Origin of the sequence: Amycolatopsis rhabdoformis, from assembly GCF_035918295.1 — a bacterium.
GTDB lineage: Bacteria > Actinomycetota > Actinomycetes > Mycobacteriales > Pseudonocardiaceae > Amycolatopsis > Amycolatopsis rhabdoformis.
On record NZ_CP142149.1, the window covers coordinates 3674397 to 3692453 of the forward strand.

General features: G+C 72.7%; 20 protein-coding genes. 8 read left to right on the plus strand and 12 right to left on the minus strand.

Going from position 1 to position 18057, the window contains the following annotated elements; all coding sequences use genetic code 11:
• The first annotated feature begins 18 nt into the window (after positions 1 to 18).
• Positions 19 to 873, plus strand: coding sequence for an LLM class flavin-dependent oxidoreductase (locus tag VSH64_RS16770; protein ID WP_326836539.1), 855 nt, complete (start codon positions 19 to 21; stop codon positions 871 to 873).
• A 247-nt stretch (positions 874 to 1120) separates the two neighbouring features.
• Here the strand turns inward: VSH64_RS16770 and VSH64_RS16775 are convergent, their stop codons facing one another.
• Positions 1121 to 2008, minus strand: a complete 888-nt coding sequence (locus VSH64_RS16775) for a LysR family transcriptional regulator (protein ID WP_326836540.1) — start codon at positions 2006 to 2008, stop codon at positions 1121 to 1123.
• Positions 2009 to 2078: 70 nt separating this feature from the next.
• On the opposite strand from VSH64_RS16775, the gene VSH64_RS16780 reads away from it, so the two are divergent.
• Positions 2079 to 2960 (plus strand): DMT family transporter, encoded by an 882-nt coding sequence (locus VSH64_RS16780; RefSeq protein ID WP_326836541.1) that lies wholly within the window; start codon positions 2079 to 2081, stop codon positions 2958 to 2960.
• Positions 2961 to 2962: 2 nt separating this feature from the next.
• Here VSH64_RS16780 and VSH64_RS16785 read toward each other — a convergent pair whose 3' ends face one another.
• Genes VSH64_RS16785 through VSH64_RS16795 form a run of 3 tightly spaced genes read right to left on the minus strand, consistent with a single transcriptional unit; the run spans position 2963 to position 5304 of the window.
• Complete coding sequence (locus tag VSH64_RS16785) at positions 2963 to 3331, minus strand: hypothetical protein (RefSeq protein WP_326836542.1); 369 nt, start codon at positions 3329 to 3331, stop codon at positions 2963 to 2965.
• Between the two features lie 48 nt (positions 3332 to 3379).
• On the minus strand, positions 3380 to 4003 hold the full coding sequence (locus VSH64_RS16790; RefSeq protein WP_326836543.1) for a response regulator transcription factor: 624 nt from the start codon (positions 4001 to 4003) through the stop codon (positions 3380 to 3382).
• Entirely contained in the window at positions 4000 to 5304 is a 1305-nt protein-coding gene (locus VSH64_RS16795) for a sensor histidine kinase (RefSeq protein WP_326836544.1), read from the minus strand. The genes VSH64_RS16790 and VSH64_RS16795 overlap by 4 nt, the downstream gene beginning before the upstream one ends.
• A 405-nt stretch (positions 5305 to 5709) precedes the next feature.
• Between VSH64_RS16795 and VSH64_RS16800 the strand changes: the two genes are divergently transcribed.
• Together VSH64_RS16800 and VSH64_RS16805 are read left to right on the plus strand one after the other, a co-directional pair.
• Positions 5710 to 6363, plus strand: coding sequence for a GPR1/FUN34/YaaH family transporter (locus tag VSH64_RS16800; protein WP_326836545.1), 654 nt, complete (start codon positions 5710 to 5712; stop codon positions 6361 to 6363).
• Positions 6364 to 6462: 99 nt separating this feature from the next.
• On the plus strand, positions 6463 to 7080 hold the full coding sequence (locus VSH64_RS16805; RefSeq protein ID WP_326836546.1) for an RraA family protein: 618 nt from the start codon (positions 6463 to 6465) through the stop codon (positions 7078 to 7080).
• Between the two features lie 72 nt (positions 7081 to 7152).
• Here the strand turns inward: VSH64_RS16805 and VSH64_RS16810 are convergent, their stop codons facing one another.
• Positions 7153 to 9000 (minus strand): coagulation factor 5/8 type domain-containing protein, encoded by a 1848-nt coding sequence (locus VSH64_RS16810; RefSeq protein ID WP_326836547.1) that lies wholly within the window; start codon positions 8998 to 9000, stop codon positions 7153 to 7155.
• A gap of 228 nt (positions 9001 to 9228) precedes the next feature.
• On the opposite strand from VSH64_RS16810, the gene VSH64_RS16815 reads away from it, so the two are divergent.
• Positions 9229 to 9543, plus strand: coding sequence for a hypothetical protein (locus VSH64_RS16815; protein WP_326836548.1), 315 nt, complete (start codon positions 9229 to 9231; stop codon positions 9541 to 9543).
• 16 nt (positions 9544 to 9559) lie between these two features.
• Here the strand turns inward: VSH64_RS16815 and VSH64_RS16820 are convergent, their stop codons facing one another.
• Positions 9560 to 10723 carry a macrolide family glycosyltransferase gene (locus VSH64_RS16820; protein ID WP_326836549.1) on the minus strand — a complete coding sequence of 388 codons (1164 nt, stop codon included), beginning with the start codon at positions 10721 to 10723 and terminating at the stop codon, positions 9560 to 9562.
• Positions 10724 to 11027: 304 nt separating this feature from the next.
• Between VSH64_RS16820 and VSH64_RS16825 the strand changes: the two genes are divergently transcribed.
• The 3 genes from VSH64_RS16825 to VSH64_RS16835 all read left to right on the plus strand — a co-directional run bounded on the left by VSH64_RS16825 (position 11028) and on the right by VSH64_RS16835 (position 14045).
• Positions 11028 to 12260 carry an alpha/beta fold hydrolase gene (locus VSH64_RS16825; protein WP_326836550.1) on the plus strand — a complete coding sequence of 411 codons (1233 nt, stop codon included), beginning with the start codon at positions 11028 to 11030 and terminating at the stop codon, positions 12258 to 12260.
• Between the two features lie 256 nt (positions 12261 to 12516).
• A complete protein-coding gene (locus VSH64_RS16830) occupies positions 12517 to 13434 on the plus strand; it encodes a hypothetical protein (RefSeq protein ID WP_326836551.1) in 918 nt (305 codons plus the stop codon).
• 5 nt (positions 13435 to 13439) lie between these two features.
• Complete coding sequence (locus VSH64_RS16835; protein ID WP_326836552.1) at positions 13440 to 14045, plus strand: class F sortase; 606 nt, start codon at positions 13440 to 13442, stop codon at positions 14043 to 14045.
• A gap of 16 nt (positions 14046 to 14061) precedes the next feature.
• On the opposite strand, the gene crcB (VSH64_RS16840) is transcribed toward VSH64_RS16835, so the two are convergent.
• The 6 genes from crcB (VSH64_RS16840) to VSH64_RS16865 form a co-directional block, all read right to left on the minus strand.
• Complete coding sequence (crcB, locus tag VSH64_RS16840; protein ID WP_326836553.1) at positions 14062 to 14430, minus strand: fluoride efflux transporter CrcB; 369 nt, start codon at positions 14428 to 14430, stop codon at positions 14062 to 14064.
• Entirely contained in the window at positions 14427 to 14864 is a 438-nt protein-coding gene (gene crcB / locus VSH64_RS16845) for a fluoride efflux transporter CrcB (protein WP_326836554.1), read from the minus strand. Before crcB (VSH64_RS16845) ends, crcB (VSH64_RS16840) begins: the two co-directional genes overlap by 4 nt.
• 279 nt (positions 14865 to 15143) lie before the next feature.
• Complete coding sequence (locus VSH64_RS16850; RefSeq protein ID WP_326836555.1) at positions 15144 to 15815, minus strand: enoyl-CoA hydratase/isomerase family protein; 672 nt, start codon at positions 15813 to 15815, stop codon at positions 15144 to 15146.
• Between the two features lie 14 nt (positions 15816 to 15829).
• Positions 15830 to 16468, minus strand: a complete 639-nt coding sequence (locus VSH64_RS16855) for a TetR/AcrR family transcriptional regulator (protein WP_326836556.1) — start codon at positions 16466 to 16468, stop codon at positions 15830 to 15832.
• A 66-nt stretch (positions 16469 to 16534) separates the two neighbouring features.
• Complete coding sequence (locus tag VSH64_RS16860; RefSeq protein WP_407655653.1) at positions 16535 to 16777, minus strand: isoamylase early set domain-containing protein; 243 nt, start codon at positions 16775 to 16777, stop codon at positions 16535 to 16537.
• Positions 16778 to 16910: 133 nt separating this feature from the next.
• On the minus strand, positions 16911 to 17936 hold the full coding sequence (locus tag VSH64_RS16865; protein ID WP_326836558.1) for a 4Fe-4S binding protein: 1026 nt from the start codon (positions 17934 to 17936) through the stop codon (positions 16911 to 16913).
• Positions 17937 to 18057: the final 121 nt, after the last annotated feature.

Consider the following 18057-nt stretch of genomic DNA (forward strand, 5'->3'; position numbering starts at 1 on the left):
ACGACCACGAGGAGTTGCATGAAGATCGGCATCGGTCTGCCCAGCCAGGTGCGGGACGTCGACGCGACGGTGATCCCGGCTTGGGCGGCGAAGGCGGAGGAAGCGGGGTTCTCGTCGCTCGGGACGGTCGGGCGCATCGCCTACCCGGCGCTGCTCGACACCGTCGCGCTGGCCGCGGCCGCGGGCGCCACGCGCACGATCGGGCTGCTCAGCACGGTGATGCTGGCCCCGGTGTGGCCGGCGACGCTGCTGGCCAAGGAACTCGCCGGCATCCAGGCCGTGTCCGGTGGCCGGCTCACATTCGGCGTCGGCGTGGGCGGCCGGCCCGACGACTTCGTGGTCGAGGGCACCAGCACAAAGGGCCTCGGCAAGCGCATGGATGCCGCCCTGGACGCCTACCGCGACCTGTGGTCGGGCAAACCCGTCGGCGGCGGCGACAACGCCGGCGTGCCCGGCGGTTCCGTCGACGTGCCGATGCTGTTCGGCGGCTTCGCACCCGCCGCGCTGCGCCGCATGGCCCGCTTCGGCGAGGGCTACATCGCGGGCGCCCTGCCGGCGCCCCAGGTGGTGCCCGTGTTCGACGCCGCCCGCGAAGCCTGGCGCACCGAAGGCCGCGACGGCGAGCCCCGCCTGGTCGCCATCGCCTACTTCGCCCTCGGCGACCCCGACCGCGGCCGCGCCAACGCCCACCACTACTACTCCGTCGCCGGCCCCGACTTCGCCAACCTGGTGTCCTCCGGCGTCAACACCACCGCCGACGCCCTCCGCACCACGGTCGCCGCCTTCACCGACATCGGCGCCGACGAACTCGTCTTCCACCCGACCACCGACGACCTCACCGACGTCACCCGCCTGGCCGACCTCGTCCTCTGACCCGCGCCCCGGGCCCGGCGCGACCGAGGGGCGCGCCGGGCCCGCGGACGGCAGTTTCGACTACGCGGCTGGGTGCCTCGAAGGACTTCGCGGCACCCAGCCGGTCGGTCGGGTAGCGCCCGCCGATCGAGCAGCCAGTCTTGCCGCCGTTCGCGGCTCGCGTCCGGCCGCTGGATGGTGGCGCGGTGTCGCGGTGAGCCGGCCTGCGTTGGTATGACCGGGAAACCTCTGACCTATCCCGCGACGACTACTCGGCACCCAGCCCGGTCAGCACCGCCCGCACATCCGGCCGCCGCCCGGTGCCGAGGCGGGTGACCGCGTACACCTTGCGCGACACCGGGTTCACCAGGGGGTGCAGGCTCACCGGTGCGTGCGACTCGGGCAGTGCCATCCGCGGGATCAAGGCCACTCCCGCGCCGGCCGCGACCAACGCGGTGAGCACGGCGAAGTCGGTGGCCTCGGCGACCACGTCGGGGACGAAGCCGGCCGCGCCGCAGGCGCGCTGGATCATCTCGTGGCACGAGTACTCCTTGGACGGCACCAGCCACGGCACCGTCGAGAAGCGCGCGAGGCGGACCTTCTGCCCGTCGGCCAGGTTGCGGGCGGCTGCGAGGGCGGGTGGGAGCGCGAGCAGCACCGGGTCGTCGGCCAGGGTGTGTTCTTCGCAGCGTGCCGGGGTTTCGCGGGGCAGCAGGTTGTAGCTGTGCACCACGGCGACATCGGCCTCCTGGTGCACGAGCGTGGCGATCGCCGACTCGGGTTCCTGTTCCACCAGGCGCAGCGAGACGCCCGGCAACGCGGTCCACAGTGGAGCGACGAGAGTCCTTGCCGCAGAGGGGAACGCGACCACCCGCACGGTGCCCACGCCGTCGGATCGCGCGGCGGCCAGTGCGGACTCGGCGGCGGCGAGGTCGCTGAGGATCACGTCGGCGTGGGAGACCAGCAGTTCGCCGGCGGCGGTGAACGCGAGGGTGCGGCCGCGGCGTTCGAGCAGGGGCGTGCCGGCCTCGCGTTCGAGGGCCGCGAGCTGCTGGGACACGGCCGGGCCGGTGAGGTTGAGCGCCTCGGCCGTGGCGGCGATGGTGCCGTGGTGCGCGAGCTCGTGGAGCAGCCGGAGGCGGCGGACTTCCAACATAAGCGGAACTTCCCGATCTCGAAGCAAAGACTAACTGGATCTACCGCATCCTACCGCCCACACTGGGCCCGTGAGCACCTCGAAACCCGCCCTGGCCATCGGCGGCACCGTCGTCCTGTGGGCCTCGGCCTTCCCCGCGATCCGCGTGGGCCTCGACGGCTACGGTCCGCTCGGGCTGTCGCTGGCGAGACTCGTGGTGGCGTCGGTCGCGCTGGCCGTCGCGGCGCCGTTCCTGGGCGTGCGGCGGCCGCGGCGCAAGGACCTGCCACTGATCGCGGCGTGCGGCTTCACCGGCATGGCGGCCTACCAGGTGCTGCTGAACTGGGGCGAAGTACACGTGCCCGCCGGCACCGCGAGCCTGCTGGTGGCCACCGCGCCGGTGTTCAGCGCCGTGCTCGCGGCGGCCTTCCTCGGCGAACGCCTCGGCGCGCGCGGTCTGCTCGGCAGCGCCGTCGCGCTCGGCGGCTCGGCCCTCATCGCGCTGTCGGGCGGCGACGTGCAGTACTCCACCGCCGCGTGGGTCGTCCTCGCCGCCGCGCTCGTGCAGGGCGCGTACCACTTCTGCAGCAAACCGTTGCTGCGCCGCTACTCCGGCCTCGAAGTCGCCTGCTACGCCATGTGGACCGGCACGCTGTTCTCCCTGCCGCTGGCCCCCGCGGCCTGGCACGGCCTCGAAACCGCGCCCGCCTCGGCGCACGCGGCCGTGCTGTACCTGGGTTTGCTGCCCTCCGCGCTGGGTTTCGTCCTGTGGGGCTACGGAGTCGCCCGCAACACGGTGACCACCGCGACGTCCGCGCTCTACCTCGTGCCCGTGGTCGCGCTGGCCGTCGCCTACCTGTGGCTGCGTGAAATCCCGACCGCCACCGAACTCGCCGGCGGTGCGATCGCGGTGGGCGGCGTCGTCCTGATCACCGCGCGCCGCAAGGCCCGCGTGCGCGAGCCGATCGGCTGACGTCAGTGGTCCGGCCCGCCGCGGCCCCGGCCGCGGCCGCCGTCACGGTCACCGCCGTGGTCGTCACCCGGTTCGGAACCGGCCGTCTCCGGGCGGGAAGTGTCCGGGTGAGACGGCTCCGCGTGCGACGGCTCCGTCGTGACCGCGGTGACGAGCGGCGGCGGCGGAATCCACAGCGGCGCCGGCGCGTCGGCCGTGCTCCCCGGATCCACCAGCGACCACACCGCCGTGCCACCCCACACGATCCCCGCCGCCGCGCCGGCCGCCAGCACGGCGCCCGCCACGGCCCCGAGAACCTGCCGGCCCCGCCGCGGCGCGCGAGGACCGGAATCGGCGCGCGTCTCGAACACCACCGGCCGGGAATCGGTCACGGACCCATCGTCTCCGGGGCGGGTACCGGGCGCCATTGTCCGGAGGTCCTAGTACCGGTCCGCGTGCCGCTGCGCCCACAGCGCGGCCTGCGTCCGGTCGGTCACACCGAGGCGCTGGTAGACGTTGGTCAGGTGCGCCTTCACCGTCCGCTCGGTGATGCCGAGGCGCCGCGCGATGGACTTGTTCGCCAGCCCGTCGCCGACCATCCGCAGTACCTCGCGCTCGCGGTCGGTGAGCTTCGCCGCAGGCTGCGCGGCCCGCCGGTCGCTCAGCAGCACCCGCGCCGCCTTCGGGTCCAGCGGCGAGCCGCCCGCCACGATCTCGCGGATGCCGGCGAGGATCACCTCCGGCTCGCTGTGCTTGAGCAGGTAGCCCTCGGCGCCGGCGCGCAGCGCGTCGAGGATGCGGGCCTGGTCGGAGAACGACGTGAGCACCAGTACGTGGGTGGCGGGGTTCGCCTCGACGATCCGCGCGGTGGCCGCGATCCCGTCGGTCCCCGGCATCGACAGGTCCATCAGCACCACGTCCGGCCCCAGCTCCGCCGCCAGTGCCACGGCTTCGGCCCCGTCGCCCGCGGCGCCGACGAGCTCCAGGTCGGCGGCGGTGCTCAGCAGCTGCGTGAGCCCGGTCCGCACGATGGCGTGGTCGTCGGCGATCAGCACCCGGATCATGAAACCGGCACCTCGGCCTCCACTCGCGTGCCCCGGCCGGGCGCGGCGCGCACCGACAGCCCGCCGCCGGCCTCGGCCAGCAGGTCGCCGACGGCCCGCAACCCGAAGTGCCCGTCGCGCGCCTGCTCGGTGAGCCGGTCGCCGTCGAAGCCACGGCCGTCGTCGTCGATCACCAGGATGGCCGAGGAGTCCGCCCGTGTCACGCGCACCAGCACCGCGCGCGCCGAGCTGTGGGTGACCACGTTGCGCAGCACCTCCTGCGCGGTGCGGAAGAGCAGCGCCGACGCGGCCGGCGGCAGACCGTCGGCGTCGTCCGCGTCGAGGTCCACCGCCACGCCGGTGCGTTCGAGGCCGCCGGCCAGCTCGGCCAGTGCCGGGCCCAGGCCCTCCTCGGCGAGATTGGGCGGGTAGATGTCCACGAGCAGCGAGCGCAGCGCGCCCACGCTGGTGCGCAGCCGGCCCGCCGCGTCGGCGATCACCGCGGCCCGCTCGGTTTCGTCCGGCGTGCCGAGGCGCGCCGCGTCCAGGCTGAACGTGAGGCCCGAGAGGTCCTGCACGATGCCGTCGTGCAGGTCGCGTGCGATGCGGCGGCGTTCGGCGTCGGACGCGTCCACGGCGTGCTGCAGCAGCCGTTCCCGCTCGCGCTGCTGGCGGCGCACGCGCCGCGCCAGCGACCACGCGAACGGCACCTGCACGACCTCGAGCACCACCAGCGCCCCCAGCGACGGCGGCGCGAACCGCGCCCACGCGGCCTGCCCGGCCTGCGTCACGGCGTCGTAGCGGTAGTAGGCCTCCAGCAGCAGCGGACGCCCGTCGGCGGCCCGGATGCCCACGTAGACCTCCAGCAGCTTCCCGAACGACGTCTCCAGCCGGTTCTCCGGCCGCGTCAGGTCGCTGACCTCGGACACGCTTCCCTGCACGCGCAGCGCCTCCGCCTCCTGCGCGCTGAGCGGGTAGCGCTCGCCGATGAGCGCCGAGGCGTCGGAGTACACGATCGTGCCGTCGGGCGCCCACACCTTCACGCGCACCAGCGAGCCCTGCAGCACGTAGCGCCGGATCGCCGTGTCGAACGCCGTGAGCGCCGCCGGGTCGCGGTCGACCACGGCCGCGTCGAGCCGCGGCTCGACCACCCCGCGGGCCGTGAAGGACGTGGTCTGCACGGCCGACTGGGTGGCCTGCGCCGTGCCCGCTTCCCGCGCGAGGTACGCGATGAGCCCGGCCAGCGCCGCGAGCACCACCACGCCGGCGATCGTGAACCGGGCCAGCAGCCCGGCCGTGGACGGGCTCCGCACTGGGGACATGCGCGTACGGTAGCCGCCCGCGAGGCCGGTCCGGACCTGTCTCACCGGGCTAGGACCCCGCCCCGGCAGGGCCCCGCGAAGGGGTCCTCGATCGGTGCACTCCGATGGTTACGCTGCGTGAGATTTCCGCGGATCCGGTCGGCGTAGCCGGAGGTAGGCCGTTTTGTGGCCCAGTCGTTGCTCCGCCCGAAGCGCTCCAGAGCGGCGTTCGCCGGGGCGCGCGGAGGCGATCACCGCAGCGTAGCGGCCGGATGTGGGCGGTGTGCCCCGGTTTCGGCCTGGTCGGACACGTCTCTAAATGAGACTCCCGCCTTCCTGAGACGAGCGTATACCGAGCGATGTGCCACCGCGACGACCAGGCACACGACCAGGCACATTCCGGATGCCCGACCAGGGAGCCCGCTCATGACCACCCTCGATGCCAGTGCCGAAAGTGTCCCCCGAGTACCTGCCCAGCACACTGCGGAAGCGGCGCCCGAAGCGCCCCCGGCCGCCGACCCGATGATGGTCGGTCTGCCCAGTTTCATCGTCGGATCCGTGGCCCTGGGGCTGGTCCTCATCGGCTACGTCCCCGCGACCGCCGTCGGCGCGTCACTCGCCGTCATCATCGCCGCGACCGGACTCGGCCTGCTCATCGCAGCGGTCTGGGCCGCCGCGGTGGGCCAGAGCGCGGTGGCGGGGGTGTTCGCCATCTTCTCCGGGTTCTGGCTGAGTTACGCGCTGCTCGTCCTCGGCCTCACCCACAACTGGTTCGGGATCGACGCGGCGGCCGCCGTCGACACCCAGGCGTTGTTCCTGATCTCCTGGCTCGTCATCGTCGGCATGCTGACGTTGTCGACCCTGCGCCTGCCGGTGGCCTACACGCTGCTGTTCGCCCTGATCGAGGTCGCGCTGGTGTTCGTGCTGATCGGCACGCTCAACGGCTCGGCCGGCATCCTCCAGGTCGGCGGGTACATCGTGCTCGTGTTCGCCGCCGTCGGCGTGTACCTGTTCTTCAACTCGGCCTCGACGGCCACCGGCGGGGGCGCGCTCCCGCTCGGTCCGCCGCTGATGCACTGAGCGAAGAGCGTCACCTCGGTGCCCCGGAGTCCGCGACTCCGGGGCACGGGCGCGCACCGGGCGTGCGACGATCGCGGCTCAAGCCGCGACAGGAGGACCATGCCCGACGGATTCCCCGACATCCCCACCACCACGCTCGCCGACCTGCTCACCCGCGACCAGGTCATGGACCTCGGTGTGCGCCCCCTGTGGGGCCCGGTGCCGCAGGTCTCCGGCCCGGCCTACACCGTGCGGTGCCCGGCGGGCGACAACCTGATGCTGCACGCGGCCATCCACCGCGCCCCGGCCGGCTCGATCGTCGTGGTTGAGTCCGGTGACCTGGACTACGCGCTGGCGGGCGGCAACGTCTGCGCCGTGGCGCAGCGCAACGGGATCGCCGCGTTCGTGCTCGACGGCGTGATCCGCGACCTGGCCGAGGTGCGCGAGCTGCGCTTCCCGGTGTTCGCGCGCGGCCTGATCCCGATCCCCGGCACCAAGGCGGCCGCGGCGCCGCTGGGCGAGCCCGTGCGCTGCGGCGGCGTCACCGTGCACGCCGGCGACATCGTGACCGCCGACGAAGAGGGGGTGGTCGTCACTCCCGCCGCCGACGCGGAACGAGTCCTGGTCGAGGCACGGGAGCGGCTGGCCAAGGAAGCGGCGCAGACGCTGGACGAGTGGGACGCCGACCACGCGGCGAAGATCGACCGGATCCTGAAAGCGCAGGGCTTCGAGGGCTGAGCGGCCGCGCCGCGACCGTCCACACGGGACGGCCGCGGCGCGGTTCGCGCTCTCGCGCGGGACTTCAGGCGACTACGGGTAGGACTTCAGCATCGCCAGCCCGGTCACCGCGTCCGACGGGCCGCCGGTGTCGTTGACCACGTGGGCGATCGTGCCCTGCCCGCCGCCGAGGGAGAACGTGATCATGGCGTGGAACTTCACCCCCGGCCGCCGGGGCGCGGCGATCGCGCGGTCGGACACGATCGTGCGGTCCTCCGCGAAGATGCAGTAGCTGCCCAGGCCCCACGCTTCGTGCGTGCGCACGTGGTCGGCCACGGCGTAGGCCGGGAAGCCGCGGTGGGCGCCGTCCGTCCACGCCGCCTGGTCCGGCGGGTCGTACGGCATCTCGTTCTGGAAGAAGTAGGTGCGCCCACCCTCGCCGTTCCACTGCACCTGGGCCTTCTGGTGGTGCTCCACGAACAGGCCGTAGGCGATCACGCCCGAGCCGTTCACCTCCAGGCCCACGTCGGAGGTGTTGGCGTCCCAGCCGACGCCCTTGCCGTGGTCGGCCCGCCACAGCCACATGTTGTCGATCAGCACGTCGTCGCTGTTCACGACCACGCAGCGCTTCGCCTTGCCCACGCCCGCGCCGCCGACGCGCACGAACACGTCGTGCATCGAGCTCGGGTTGTGCGCGTGGCCGCGGCGCGCGCCGTCGGGCCCGAAGCGGATCAGCGGGTCGGAGGCGACCGGCCCGGCGTCCACGAGCAGGCCGGCCACGCGCACCCCGTCGACGTCCGCGACGTCGAGCGCGGTCACGCCGTTGTCCGGGATCAGCGTGGCGTAGCCGAGGCCGAGGACCACGGTGTTCGCTCGGGTGACCTTCAACGGCTGGTCGACGTGGTAGATGCCGGGCGTGAGCAGCAGGTGCTTGCCCTGGGCCAGCGCGGCGTTGAGGTCGGCGGCCGACTCCTCCGGCTTGGCGAGGTGGAACGCCTCGATCGGCAGCGACGTGCCTTCGGGCTTGCGGGCCTCCCAGCTCGTGGCGTCGGCGTTCGTGCGCACGGCCGGCACGAACACCTGCCACGCCCCGGCGCCGTCCACGTACAGGAACGGCTTCTCGCAGATCACCGGCGCGCGGTCGATCGAGGTGTAGGGCGGGTTCGGGAACGAGGTCGCGGGCGCACCCGGTGAGCCGACGAACACGAAGTTCCAGTTCGAGCCCACCCACGAGCCGACCACCGAGTTGCGCGTGAGCCACTGCTGCTGGGTGCCGGAATTGATCTGGCCGGTGAGCTGGCAGTCGGCGATGAACCCGCCGCTGGAGTAACCGCCGTCGGACAGCTTCAGGTCGCCGAGCAGGTAGATGCGGCGGTAGAAGGTGGCCTGCGAGACGGCCCAGGTGTCCACGCCGCTCTTGGGCACGGCGTTGAGGTTCTCGGCGCCGCGCCAGAAGTTCACGAGCGTGCCGTTGCCGTGCGCGTCGCCTTCCACGCCGAGCGAGCCGGTGATGCTGGCTCCGCTGGGCTGCAGGCCGAGACCGGCGACCTGCGTGTAGTAGCCGAGCTTCACGTCCACGGAGTAGCCGCCGGGCTTGAACAGCAGCGCGTAGCGGCCGGTGCCGAACTGGCTGCCGCGCTGCTGGGCGTAGATCGCGTCGAGCGTGGCCTGGATGTTGGCCGTGCCCGTAGCGGAATCGAAGACGTGGACGTTGGGGCCGAAATCGGGCTCGCCCGCGGCGTGCGCGGCCGGCGGCGGGGCCTGCATTGTCTTCGCCGACCGGGTCTTCGCCGGCGGGGTTTGCGGAGCCTTCGCCGGTGCGGCCTCGGCGGGTGCCGCGAGGGCGAGCCCGGACGTCGCCGCGAGGGCGGCGCCGGAGCCCAGCGCCAGGAAACTTCTTCTCGCGAGGGTCTGGTCGGGGTTTTCGGGCTGTGGGGACAACAGGGAGACCGTCCTTTCGACACGACACGACACGTGGCGGCGTGTGCGGGCCGAGGAATCCGTGCGGCACCGACATTTCCGAGCCGGGCTCACCGGTGTCAAGGCGGCGCCGGTGACCGGGACAGCCGAAAGTCCTGAACGCCCCGGCCGAGGTGTTTCCAGGCAAAGGCGACAGGGCGCGGAACCGGCTAGGGTCGAGGGCGGGGACCGCGACGACAGGAGTGCCACATGACCACGAATCAGCCCGACGGCCAGGAACCGCTGGACGCCGAGATCGTCGAGAGCCCGGCCACGCCGGCCGCCCCGGGGTTCCCGGGTGGCGCGGACCTGCCCGAGCCCGACTACAGCGAGGGCGGCGTGCCGTCGTTCGACTTCGTCCGCGACCGCATCGAGAACCGCTACAACACCTCGGTGGGCGCGCAGGAGCTCGCCGGCATCGGCGGTCCGGAGACGGTGGAGTCGCTCGACAAGAAGATCGCCGACCGCGACAAGGCCGCCAAGGACAAGCTCGCCGAGATCCGGCGGTCGATGGGCAAGCAGTAGCGTCCTTTGTGGAGGGTCAGCCGAGGAGACCGAGCACGGCGTCGGCCGCCGCGGCCGCGCCGCCCGCGGCCGTGATCTCCTTGGCCAGCCACGCCAGCCGGTCGCGCACCGCCGGATCGCCGGCCACGCGCAGCACCGTGCCGCGCACGAGCTCCGGGGTGAGGGCTTCGGAGTCGAGCACCTCGCCGAGGCCCAGCTCCCGCACCCGGCGGGCGTTGAGCGCCTGTTCGGGCACCTGCGGCAGCGTCACCAGCGGCACCTCCAGCGCCAGCGCCTCCATGATCGAGTTCATGCCGGCGTGGGACACGAACGCGGTGGCGTGGCGCAGCACGCCGAGCTGGGGCACCGACGCGAAGGCCTCCACGTTCGACGGCAGCTCGCCCAGCAGCGCCGGGTCCGTGCGCCCGATCGACATCACCACGTGCCACTCCGTGCCGGCGAACGCCGCCGCGCATGCCCGGAACACGTCGGGCCGGTCGGTGAACGCCGTGCCGAGCGACACCAGCAGCACCGGCCGGTCGCCGGACGGCGGCTCCCAGTCCCCCGCGCCCACGGTCGGGCCCACGAACCGGTAGGTCTCGTCGAAGGTCTCCGTGGCGAGCTGGAACGCGGGCGGCACGAACACCACCGTCAACGGCACCGGCGGCGCCGCCATCGGCACCAGCGGCTGCGCGAAGCCCTGGTCCGCCGAGAACTCGTGCAGGCGCGTCGCGTACCGCACCAGCGCCTCGTTGTCCGGCCGGAAGTCGGGCGGCAGCAGCTCGGCCAGCGGCAGGTGCTCGTTCACGGCCATGCTCGCGATCAGCGCCACCGCCGGCACGCCGAGCCGCTGCGCCACCGCCGCCGCCACGGGAGCGACGGTCGCGTCGAAGCACACCAGCTCCGCGCCGGCGGCCCGCTCGACCAGTTCGTCGAGCCGCGGCGCCGCGGTCGCCAGCAACCCGTCCAGCAGCTCCACGAAGCTGGTGGTGCTGAACGTCTCGCGCGAGAGCGCCGTCGGGTCCAGCGTCCACGGCAGCACCACGGCCTCGGCCCCGGCGTCCTCGATGGCCCCGGCGTGGGCCGGTCCGCACGCGAACGTCACCCGGTGGCCCCGCCGCACCAGCTCGCGCACGAGCGGCAACACCGGATTCACGTGCCCCGCCGCCGGTGCCGCGACGAAGAACAGGTGCTTGCCCACGGTCGTTTCCCCCCAGTAGTGCCTTCAGCGGTGCATTCCAGCCCAGTGGCGACGTCCGCCACGGCCTTCTCGCCGGGTGACGCGGCCGTGCGGTCCCGGAATCCGGTGCCGGCCGACCGCCCACGATCACCGTAGCCACGCGCGGGCCCCCTCCGCCGCCGCGCTTCCCGATCGGCCACCGCGGACCTCCCGGATCGACACTTCCGCCCCGCCGATCCACCCGTCGACCACGGTCGCCGCCGGTCGCGGAGCCGGGCGAAAACCACTACCACCCCCTGGCCCCGGGCATGCTTTGATCAACGCCATGCCTGCTTCCGTGCGCATCCCCGGCCTGGTCCTCACCGAGCACGAGTTCACCGTCCCGCTCGACCACGGCAATCCCGACGGTGAGCAGCTCACCGTGTTCGCCCGCGAGGTCACCGAGCCCGGGGGCGGGACGGGGCTGCCGTACCTGGTGTTCCTGCAGGGCGGGCCCGGCCAGGAGGCGCCGCGGCCGATGGGGGCCACGGGCTGGCTCGGGCGCGCGGTGCGGGACTACCGCGTGCTCCTGCTCGATCAGCGCGGCACCGGCAACTCCACGCCCGTCGGCACCTTGGCGGGGCGGACGCCGGCCGACCAGGCCGAGTACCTGTCCCACTTCCGGGCCGACTCGATCGTGCGCGACGCGGAGCTGATCCGGCAGCGCCTCGGCGTGGACCGGTGGAGCCTGCTGGGCCAGTCGTTCGGCGGGTTCACCGCGCTCGCCTACCTCTCGACGGCTCCCGAAGGCCTGCTCGAGGTGTTCTTCACCGGCGGCCTGCCGCCGATCGGGCGGCACCCCGACGAGGTGTACGAGGCCACGTACCGCACGGTGCTGGAACGCAACCGCCGCTACTACCGGCGGTACCCCGAAGACCGCGACCGCGTGCGCAAGCTCCACGACCGGCTCGAGGCCGGCGAGCTCACGCTGCCCGGCGGCACGCCGATCACGTCCCGGCTGTTCCGTCAGCTCGGCAGCGCCCTCGGCATGAGCGACGGCGCCGAGAACCTGCACTACCTGCTCGAGCGCGACCCGGAATCGCCGGCGTTCCGACACGACGTGGCCACGATGCTGCCGTTCTCCGCGCGCAACCCGCTCTACGTGGTGATCCACGAGGCCTCCTACGCCGACGGCCGGGCCACGCGCTGGTCGGCCCAGCGCACCCGCCCGGCCGAGTTCGACGACGACCCCACGCTCTTCACCGGCGAGCACGTGTTCCCCTGGATGTTCACCGACCTGCCCGGCCTCGCGCCGCTGGGCGAGGCGGCCGAACTGCTGGCCGAGCGCGAGTGGCCGCGCCTCTACGACGCCGAGGTGCTGAGCCGCTGCGAGGTGCCGTGCGCCGCCGCGATCTACGCCGAGGACGCGTACGTGGACCTCCGCTTCTCCGAGGAGACCGCCGCGCTGATCCCGACGATGCGCCCGTGGGTCACCAACGAGTACGAGCACAACGGCCTGCGCGCGGCCGGCGACCACGTGCTCGGCCGCCTGATCGACCTCACGCGCGGCCGGGCCTGAAGATCGAAAAGAAGTGCCGGTTTTCCGCGGGGAATGGTGGGCGTGTTACGGTGGGTTTTGTTATCACGCCCGACACCTTCGTTATCAGGTCGTTTCCTCTCGCGGCGGTCGGGCCGTTTCATCGGCCGGGAAAGCGCCTTCGTTACGGAATTCGAGCGTGGTTTTCACCACCCTCGAATCATTTCCCTCCCACGCTTTTCTGCGGCAGAATCCCGCCATTGCCCAACGTCGGGCACTGTCGCAGCAGGGAGTCGCCGTGAAGAAACCGCTGGGCCGTCTCGCAGGTGCCGTGCTCGCCGGCGCCGCCCTCACGCTCGCTTCCGCGCCGGCCGCCTTCGCGCAGGACGACCCGACGGCGGGCGCGGACACCACGGTCACCACGGAAAGCTCCGAGACGACCGACGCGACGGCACCGGCCACTTCGGACTCCAGCACGGCCGGGGCGCCGACCTCCGACACCGCGACCGCCCCGACTTCCGAGGCACCGACGTCCGACTCCCCGTCCTCCGACTCCCCGTTCTCCGACTCACCGTCGAGCACGGCCGGCATCGAGACGCCCGGGCAGACCGAGGTGCAGACCACTGAGGGCCGCCGCGCGCCGGCCGCCGCGCAGCCCCGGATCGCCGCCGACGGGCAGGACGGGGACCAGGCCGACGACACGACTTCCAGCACCGCGCCCGCCGACCCGTACACCGACAACGCCGGCCACGGGTTCGTCGGCCTCGGCGGCGAAGGCGTGCTGGTCATCGCGTGCGCCGCGGGCGCGCCCGGCAACGTCGCCACCGTCGGCCTCACCGTGACCGCCGGTCCGGACCAGGACGGCGCCGACGGCCGCTACTGGAACTACGACGTGCGCGTGACCGACCCCGCCACCGCTCCGACCGCGCCGTTCAGCTGGACCTGCGACGGCGTGCCCGGCCAGGGCGACGTCACCTTCGAGCAGGAGACTCCGCCCACTTCGGACACGCCGACCACCGGCGAAACCCCGACCAGCAGCGAAACCCCGAGCGGCACGAGCAGCAGCGCGGCGCCGATCACCACCTCGTCCGGCGCCACCGCCACCTCGACCTCGACGGCCGGTGCCGCGGTCACCCGGCCGACGGTCCAGGTCCGCTACGCGCCCCAGGGCGGCGTCGAAACCGGCTTCGGCGGCACCGCGCGGTTCTGGTCCTGACGCCGATGAAACTCACCGAAACCGCGAAAGCCGCGGCCGGCACCGCGACCGCGCTGGCTCTCGTGCTGGCGCTCACCGGGTGCGGTTCCTCCGGCACGCCGGCGCCCGCCGCCGCGGCCAAACCCGTGCCGTCGAGCGTGCCGGTCACGAAACCGTTCAAGGGCCTGCGGCCCACCGCCGTGACCATCCCGAAGATCGGCGCGCACTCGAGCCTGGTGTCGGTGGCGGTGAACCTGCAGGGCCAGATCTCCGTGCCTTCGGTGAAAACGCCGATGCAGGCCGCGTGGTACCGCCTGTCCCCCGTGCCCGGCGAGGTCGGGCCGGCGGTGGTCCTCGGGCACGTGGACGGCGACAAGAAGCCCGGCATCTTCTACCACCTCAAGGACCTCGCGCCCGGCGACGAGGTGGACATCGACCGCAGCGACGGCAAGAAGCTGAAGTTCACCGTCGACCACGTCACGCAGGTCCCGAAGGACCAGTTCCCGCAGGACGCGGTCTACGGCAACAGCAGCAAACCCGAACTGCGGCTGATCACGTGCGGCGGCGTGTTCGACCACGCCGAGCACAGCTACGAGGACAACATCGTCGTGTACGCCAATCTCGCCTCGTAACCCTCGACCGCGGCGCTCACCCCGCGAGCGAGTGCACCACGGCGTACCCGAGCGCCGCCGCGCCCACCCCCGCGGCCACACTCACCACCACGTTGGCGATCGCCGTGCGGTAGGCGCGGCGTTCGAGCAGCCGCACGGTCTCGTAGCCGAACGTGCTGTAGGTGGTGAGCGCGCCGCAGAACCCGGTGCCCACCAGGATCGACACCGTGCCGGGCAACGCGGACCCGGCGCCGGCCAGCGAGCCGAGCACCAGCGAGCCGACCAGGTTGACCGTGAACGTGCCCCACGGGAAGCCGGCGTGGTGGCGAGCCTGCACGAACCGGTCGGTCACGTACCGCAGGGGCGCCCCGACCACGGCACCGGCGAAAACCAGCAGCACCGTCACGGCTCGACCGTCCTTTCCGGACGGACGAACGCCCGTCGCGCGAGCCACATCCCCGCCGCCACCGCGAGCAGCGCCGCCACCAGCGTGCCCGCGAGGTAGCCGAACGCGAGGCCGGCCGAGCCTGGGGCCAGCAGCCCGCGGATCTCGACCACGTAGGTGGAGAACGTGGTGAACCCACCGAGGATGCCGACCCCGAGGAACGGCCGCACCAGCCGGTGCGCGGTCCACACCTCGGTGACCGCGACCATCAGCACGCCGATGAGGAAGCAGCCGGAGACGTTGATCAGGAACGTCGCGAGCGGGAAGTGCCCGGGCTGGGTCGGGAGCAGTTCGGCGAGGCCGTAGCGCGCCAGCGCGCCGATCCCGCCGCCGAGCGCGATCACGCCGAGCACCGGAGCGTTTTCGTGGGCCGCCGTGCGCCGCCACGGCGGCACCCGGCGTGAAGATCTCGGGATCGGCGATTCCGACGCGTCGGGTTCAGGCGCCGCGGACGGGGATCCTGGGTGGTGGGACGCGGCTGCTTTGGGTCCCCGGGGTGGGGGTGCCGAGGGCTTGGGTGCACGGGGTCCGAACACAGGGTCTCCTACTCCACGCGGGCACAGCCGCTCGGTGAATACAGCGGTGCCCTCGGTTCGAGTAGGGACTGTTGGCAGCGAGTGCTGCGGTTGCCCGGACGACCCGGAGCGGCGAGCCCCACCGCCGCGCAGCGGAGTCTACCGGATCAGGTCGCCGGGGGTGCGCAGGGCGGTCAGCGCGGGCGCGAACATCGTGGCCTTGATGGCGCCGAGCGTGCCCCGGTCCTTGCCCGCCAGCGCCGCGACGACCTCGGTCGCCGTGCTCACCAGCATGGCCTCGTCGGCCGTCACGTCGACCAGGCCCAGGTCCCGGGCCTGCGGGCCGCCGAAGCGGCGGCCGGTGGTCATCGACGCGACCGCCGCGGCCGGGGTGAGCTTGGCCTGGATGAGCGCGGCCATGCCCGGCGTGAACGGGATGTTGATGTCGGCCTCGGGGAAGCAGAAGAACCCGCGGTCGGTGCGCATCACGCGGAAGTCGTGGGCCATCGCGAGCATCGCGCCGGCGCCGAACGCGTGCCCGTTGACCGCGGCGACGGTGGGCACCGGCAGCGCGAGCACGCGGGCGAGCAGTTCGTGCACGGCGGTCACGTACTTGCCGGCCTCGTCGCCGTGGGCGGTGAGCCACTCGAGGTCCAGGCCGTTGGAGTAGAACTTGCCGCCGCCGGTGGTCACGAGCGCGGCGGGCGCCTCGCCGGCGGTGACGGTGTCGAGGTGGGTGTTCACCTCGTCGAGCCACGCGGGTGAGAACCGGTTCTCGTCGGCGCCGAAGTCCAGGACGGACACGGCTTCGTGCTGGGTCAGTGCGGGCATCGCGGTGGTCCTTTTCAGCCGGTTGCTGCGGTACGGGAGGAACGTCGTTTCGGTGGCGGCAGGGCGAGCACCGCGCGCACGGCGGCGGCGAGCCGGCGGCGGCTGTCCTCGCCGACCCGGCCTTCGGCCAGCTCGCGGCGGTAGAGTGCCGTCGGCAGGTCCACCACGCAGGCGGTGATCACCTCGACGGCCGCGCCGTCGCCGCGCTGCCACAGCTCACGGGCGAGGCGGACCAGCAGGCGCACCAGGCGTTTGTCCAGCGTGTGCAGCGCCTCCACGACGTCTTCGGGCAGCTGCGGGCCGAGCACGCGGTCGGGTGACACGGTGACCATCAGGCGCGCGGCGTCCGGGCGCAGCCGCGCCACGACGGCCGCCGTGTCGGCCGCGGCGACCACGGCCGCGACCGGGCCGGCCTCGGCGAGCGCTTCGTCGACGAGGCTCTCCTGCACATCGATGTAGTGGGTCGCGGCCCGCAGCCACACCCGCCCGACGAGCGCCGGCAACGAGGCGAAACCGTGGTAGATGGCGCTGTTCGGCACGCCGGCGGCGAGCGCGAGCCCGCGCGCGGTGACCTCTTCCGGGCCGCGCTCGGCCACGAGCCGCTCGGCGACGTCGAGCAGCCGTTCGGGGTCGTGGATCCGCGGCCTGGGCACGAACCCGAGAGTAAAGGAACACGCGCTCCACAACAATGGTGTTGTGGAGCACACGTTCCCCATCGCCTACTCCGCGACGTACAGGCAGTCGTGCCCGTCGCGGGCGGGCGCGTCGGGGTCGTCGAGCCACTGCCCGCCCGTCGCGAGGTAGCGGAAGCGCAGCTTCGCACCGGGCCGCACCTCCACGGCGGCCGAGCGCGTGCCGTTGGACCGCTTGCGCAGCTCGTGCCGGCCGGGCTGCCAGTCGTTGAAGTCGCCGACCACGCTGACGGGCCCCGGCGGGCAGTCGAGCGGCAGGACGAACGTCACCTTCCGCACCCCGCGGTCACCTCGGCTGGTCTTGATCACACGCGTTCCCTTTCCCTTTTCGACCGGTTCGCCGGAAAGGCTTCCACGCTCCTTCGTGCGCACGCGTGAGAACCGCTTGCCCGTCCGGGTGATGTCAGGGCGTGCGGCCGCGGACCTCTTTCACCGTCTTGTGCGGGAAGCGACGCTCCACATGCGACTTCGCGGCCGAACCCGGGGTCACGTAGATCGTCTCCTCCTTGTCCTGCAACGGCCGCAGCACCGTTTGCAGGAACTCGCGCCGGTCGTCGAGGTAGGGCCCGAGCACGTCCTCGCCGGCCGGGCACACGGCCATGCAGTACGCGGCTTTGTAGTTGGCCTTGAAGGAAAGGCTCTGCCACATGGACGCGTTCTCGGAATCCGTCACGCGCGAGCGGAACTCCGCGCCGTCGGCGCTGTCGGCCACGGTCTCGACCCAGTCGGTGAACCCGCCCATGAACTCGCGGTAGTTGTGGGTGGAGCAGGCGGCCCAGTCGAACTCGCCGGTCTTCGCGATCGCGCCCACCGGGCACGCGGCCACGCACAGCTTGCACTCCACACAAGGGTTGTAGTCCAGCGGTTCACCGTAGTCCGTCACCTCGGCGTCGACGAGCAGCGTGGCCAGCAGCACGAAGTTGCCGAACTTCGGGTGGATCACGTTGCGGTGCAAGCCCATCACGCCGAGCCCGGCCGCGACCGCCACGGTCTTGTGCGCCAGCACCCAGATCCGGCCGGGGAAGCGGTCCATCTCCATCGGGAAGGTCGCCGACGGGTTGAGCGCGCGGTGACCGGCGTCCTGCAGCGCGCGGGTGATCGTGCGCGCGGCCTCGTTGATGATCTCGCCGCTGCGGTGGAACTCCTGGTTCGCCACGCTGCGAGCGGGCGTGCGCACGTTGTCGCGATTCATCCGCACGACCAGCGACACGAGGCTGCGCGTGCCGGGCAGGGCCGCCAGCGCGTGCGGCCGCTCCCCCGCCAGGTCGGGGTGCTCCAGCGACACGGCCGCGACGTCGTCGACCCCCGCGGCCAGCGCCACCTCCCGCAGCCACGCCGCGTCGATCGGCCCGGGCCGCGGCCGCTCGCCCCGCGCCAGCACGGCCCGCACCGACGGGTGATCGGCGAGTTTGCGCGGTAGCTCAGTCACGGCAAGTCCTCCGTCGGTAGGAATTTCCAACCAACAGTGCCACGTGCTGAGTCTGATAACAAGACCTACTCGGCACCCGAAAGCGGGGGACGTGGCGCACCCCGTCCCCCGCTTGTCGGGC

What these genes read in the sequence shown, in the direction of transcription:
- VSH64_RS16770 (WP_326836539.1), top strand. Translation starts at nt 19, where the DNA reads ATGAAGATCGGCATCGGTCTGCCCAGCCAGGTGCGGGACGTCGACGCG.
- VSH64_RS16775 (WP_326836540.1), bottom strand. Translation starts at nt 2,008, where the DNA reads ATGTTGGAAGTCCGCCGCCTCCGGCTGCTCCACGAGCTCGCGCACCAC.
- VSH64_RS16790 (WP_326836543.1), bottom strand. Translation starts at nt 4,003, where the DNA reads ATGATCCGGGTGCTGATCGCCGACGACCACGCCATCGTGCGGACCGGG.
- VSH64_RS16795 (WP_326836544.1), bottom strand. Translation starts at nt 5,304, where the DNA reads ATGTCCCCAGTGCGGAGCCCGTCCACGGCCGGGCTGCTGGCCCGGTTC.
- VSH64_RS16800 (WP_326836545.1), top strand. Translation starts at nt 5,710, where the DNA reads ATGACCACCCTCGATGCCAGTGCCGAAAGTGTCCCCCGAGTACCTGCC.
- VSH64_RS16805 (WP_326836546.1), top strand. Translation starts at nt 6,463, where the DNA reads ATGCCCGACGGATTCCCCGACATCCCCACCACCACGCTCGCCGACCTG.
- VSH64_RS16815 (WP_326836548.1), top strand. Translation starts at nt 9,229, where the DNA reads ATGACCACGAATCAGCCCGACGGCCAGGAACCGCTGGACGCCGAGATC.
- VSH64_RS16825 (WP_326836550.1), top strand. Translation starts at nt 11,028, where the DNA reads ATGCCTGCTTCCGTGCGCATCCCCGGCCTGGTCCTCACCGAGCACGAG.
- VSH64_RS16835 (WP_326836552.1), top strand. Translation starts at nt 13,440, where the DNA reads ATGAAACTCACCGAAACCGCGAAAGCCGCGGCCGGCACCGCGACCGCG.
- VSH64_RS16850 (WP_326836555.1), bottom strand. Translation starts at nt 15,815, where the DNA reads ATGCCCGCACTGACCCAGCACGAAGCCGTGTCCGTCCTGGACTTCGGC.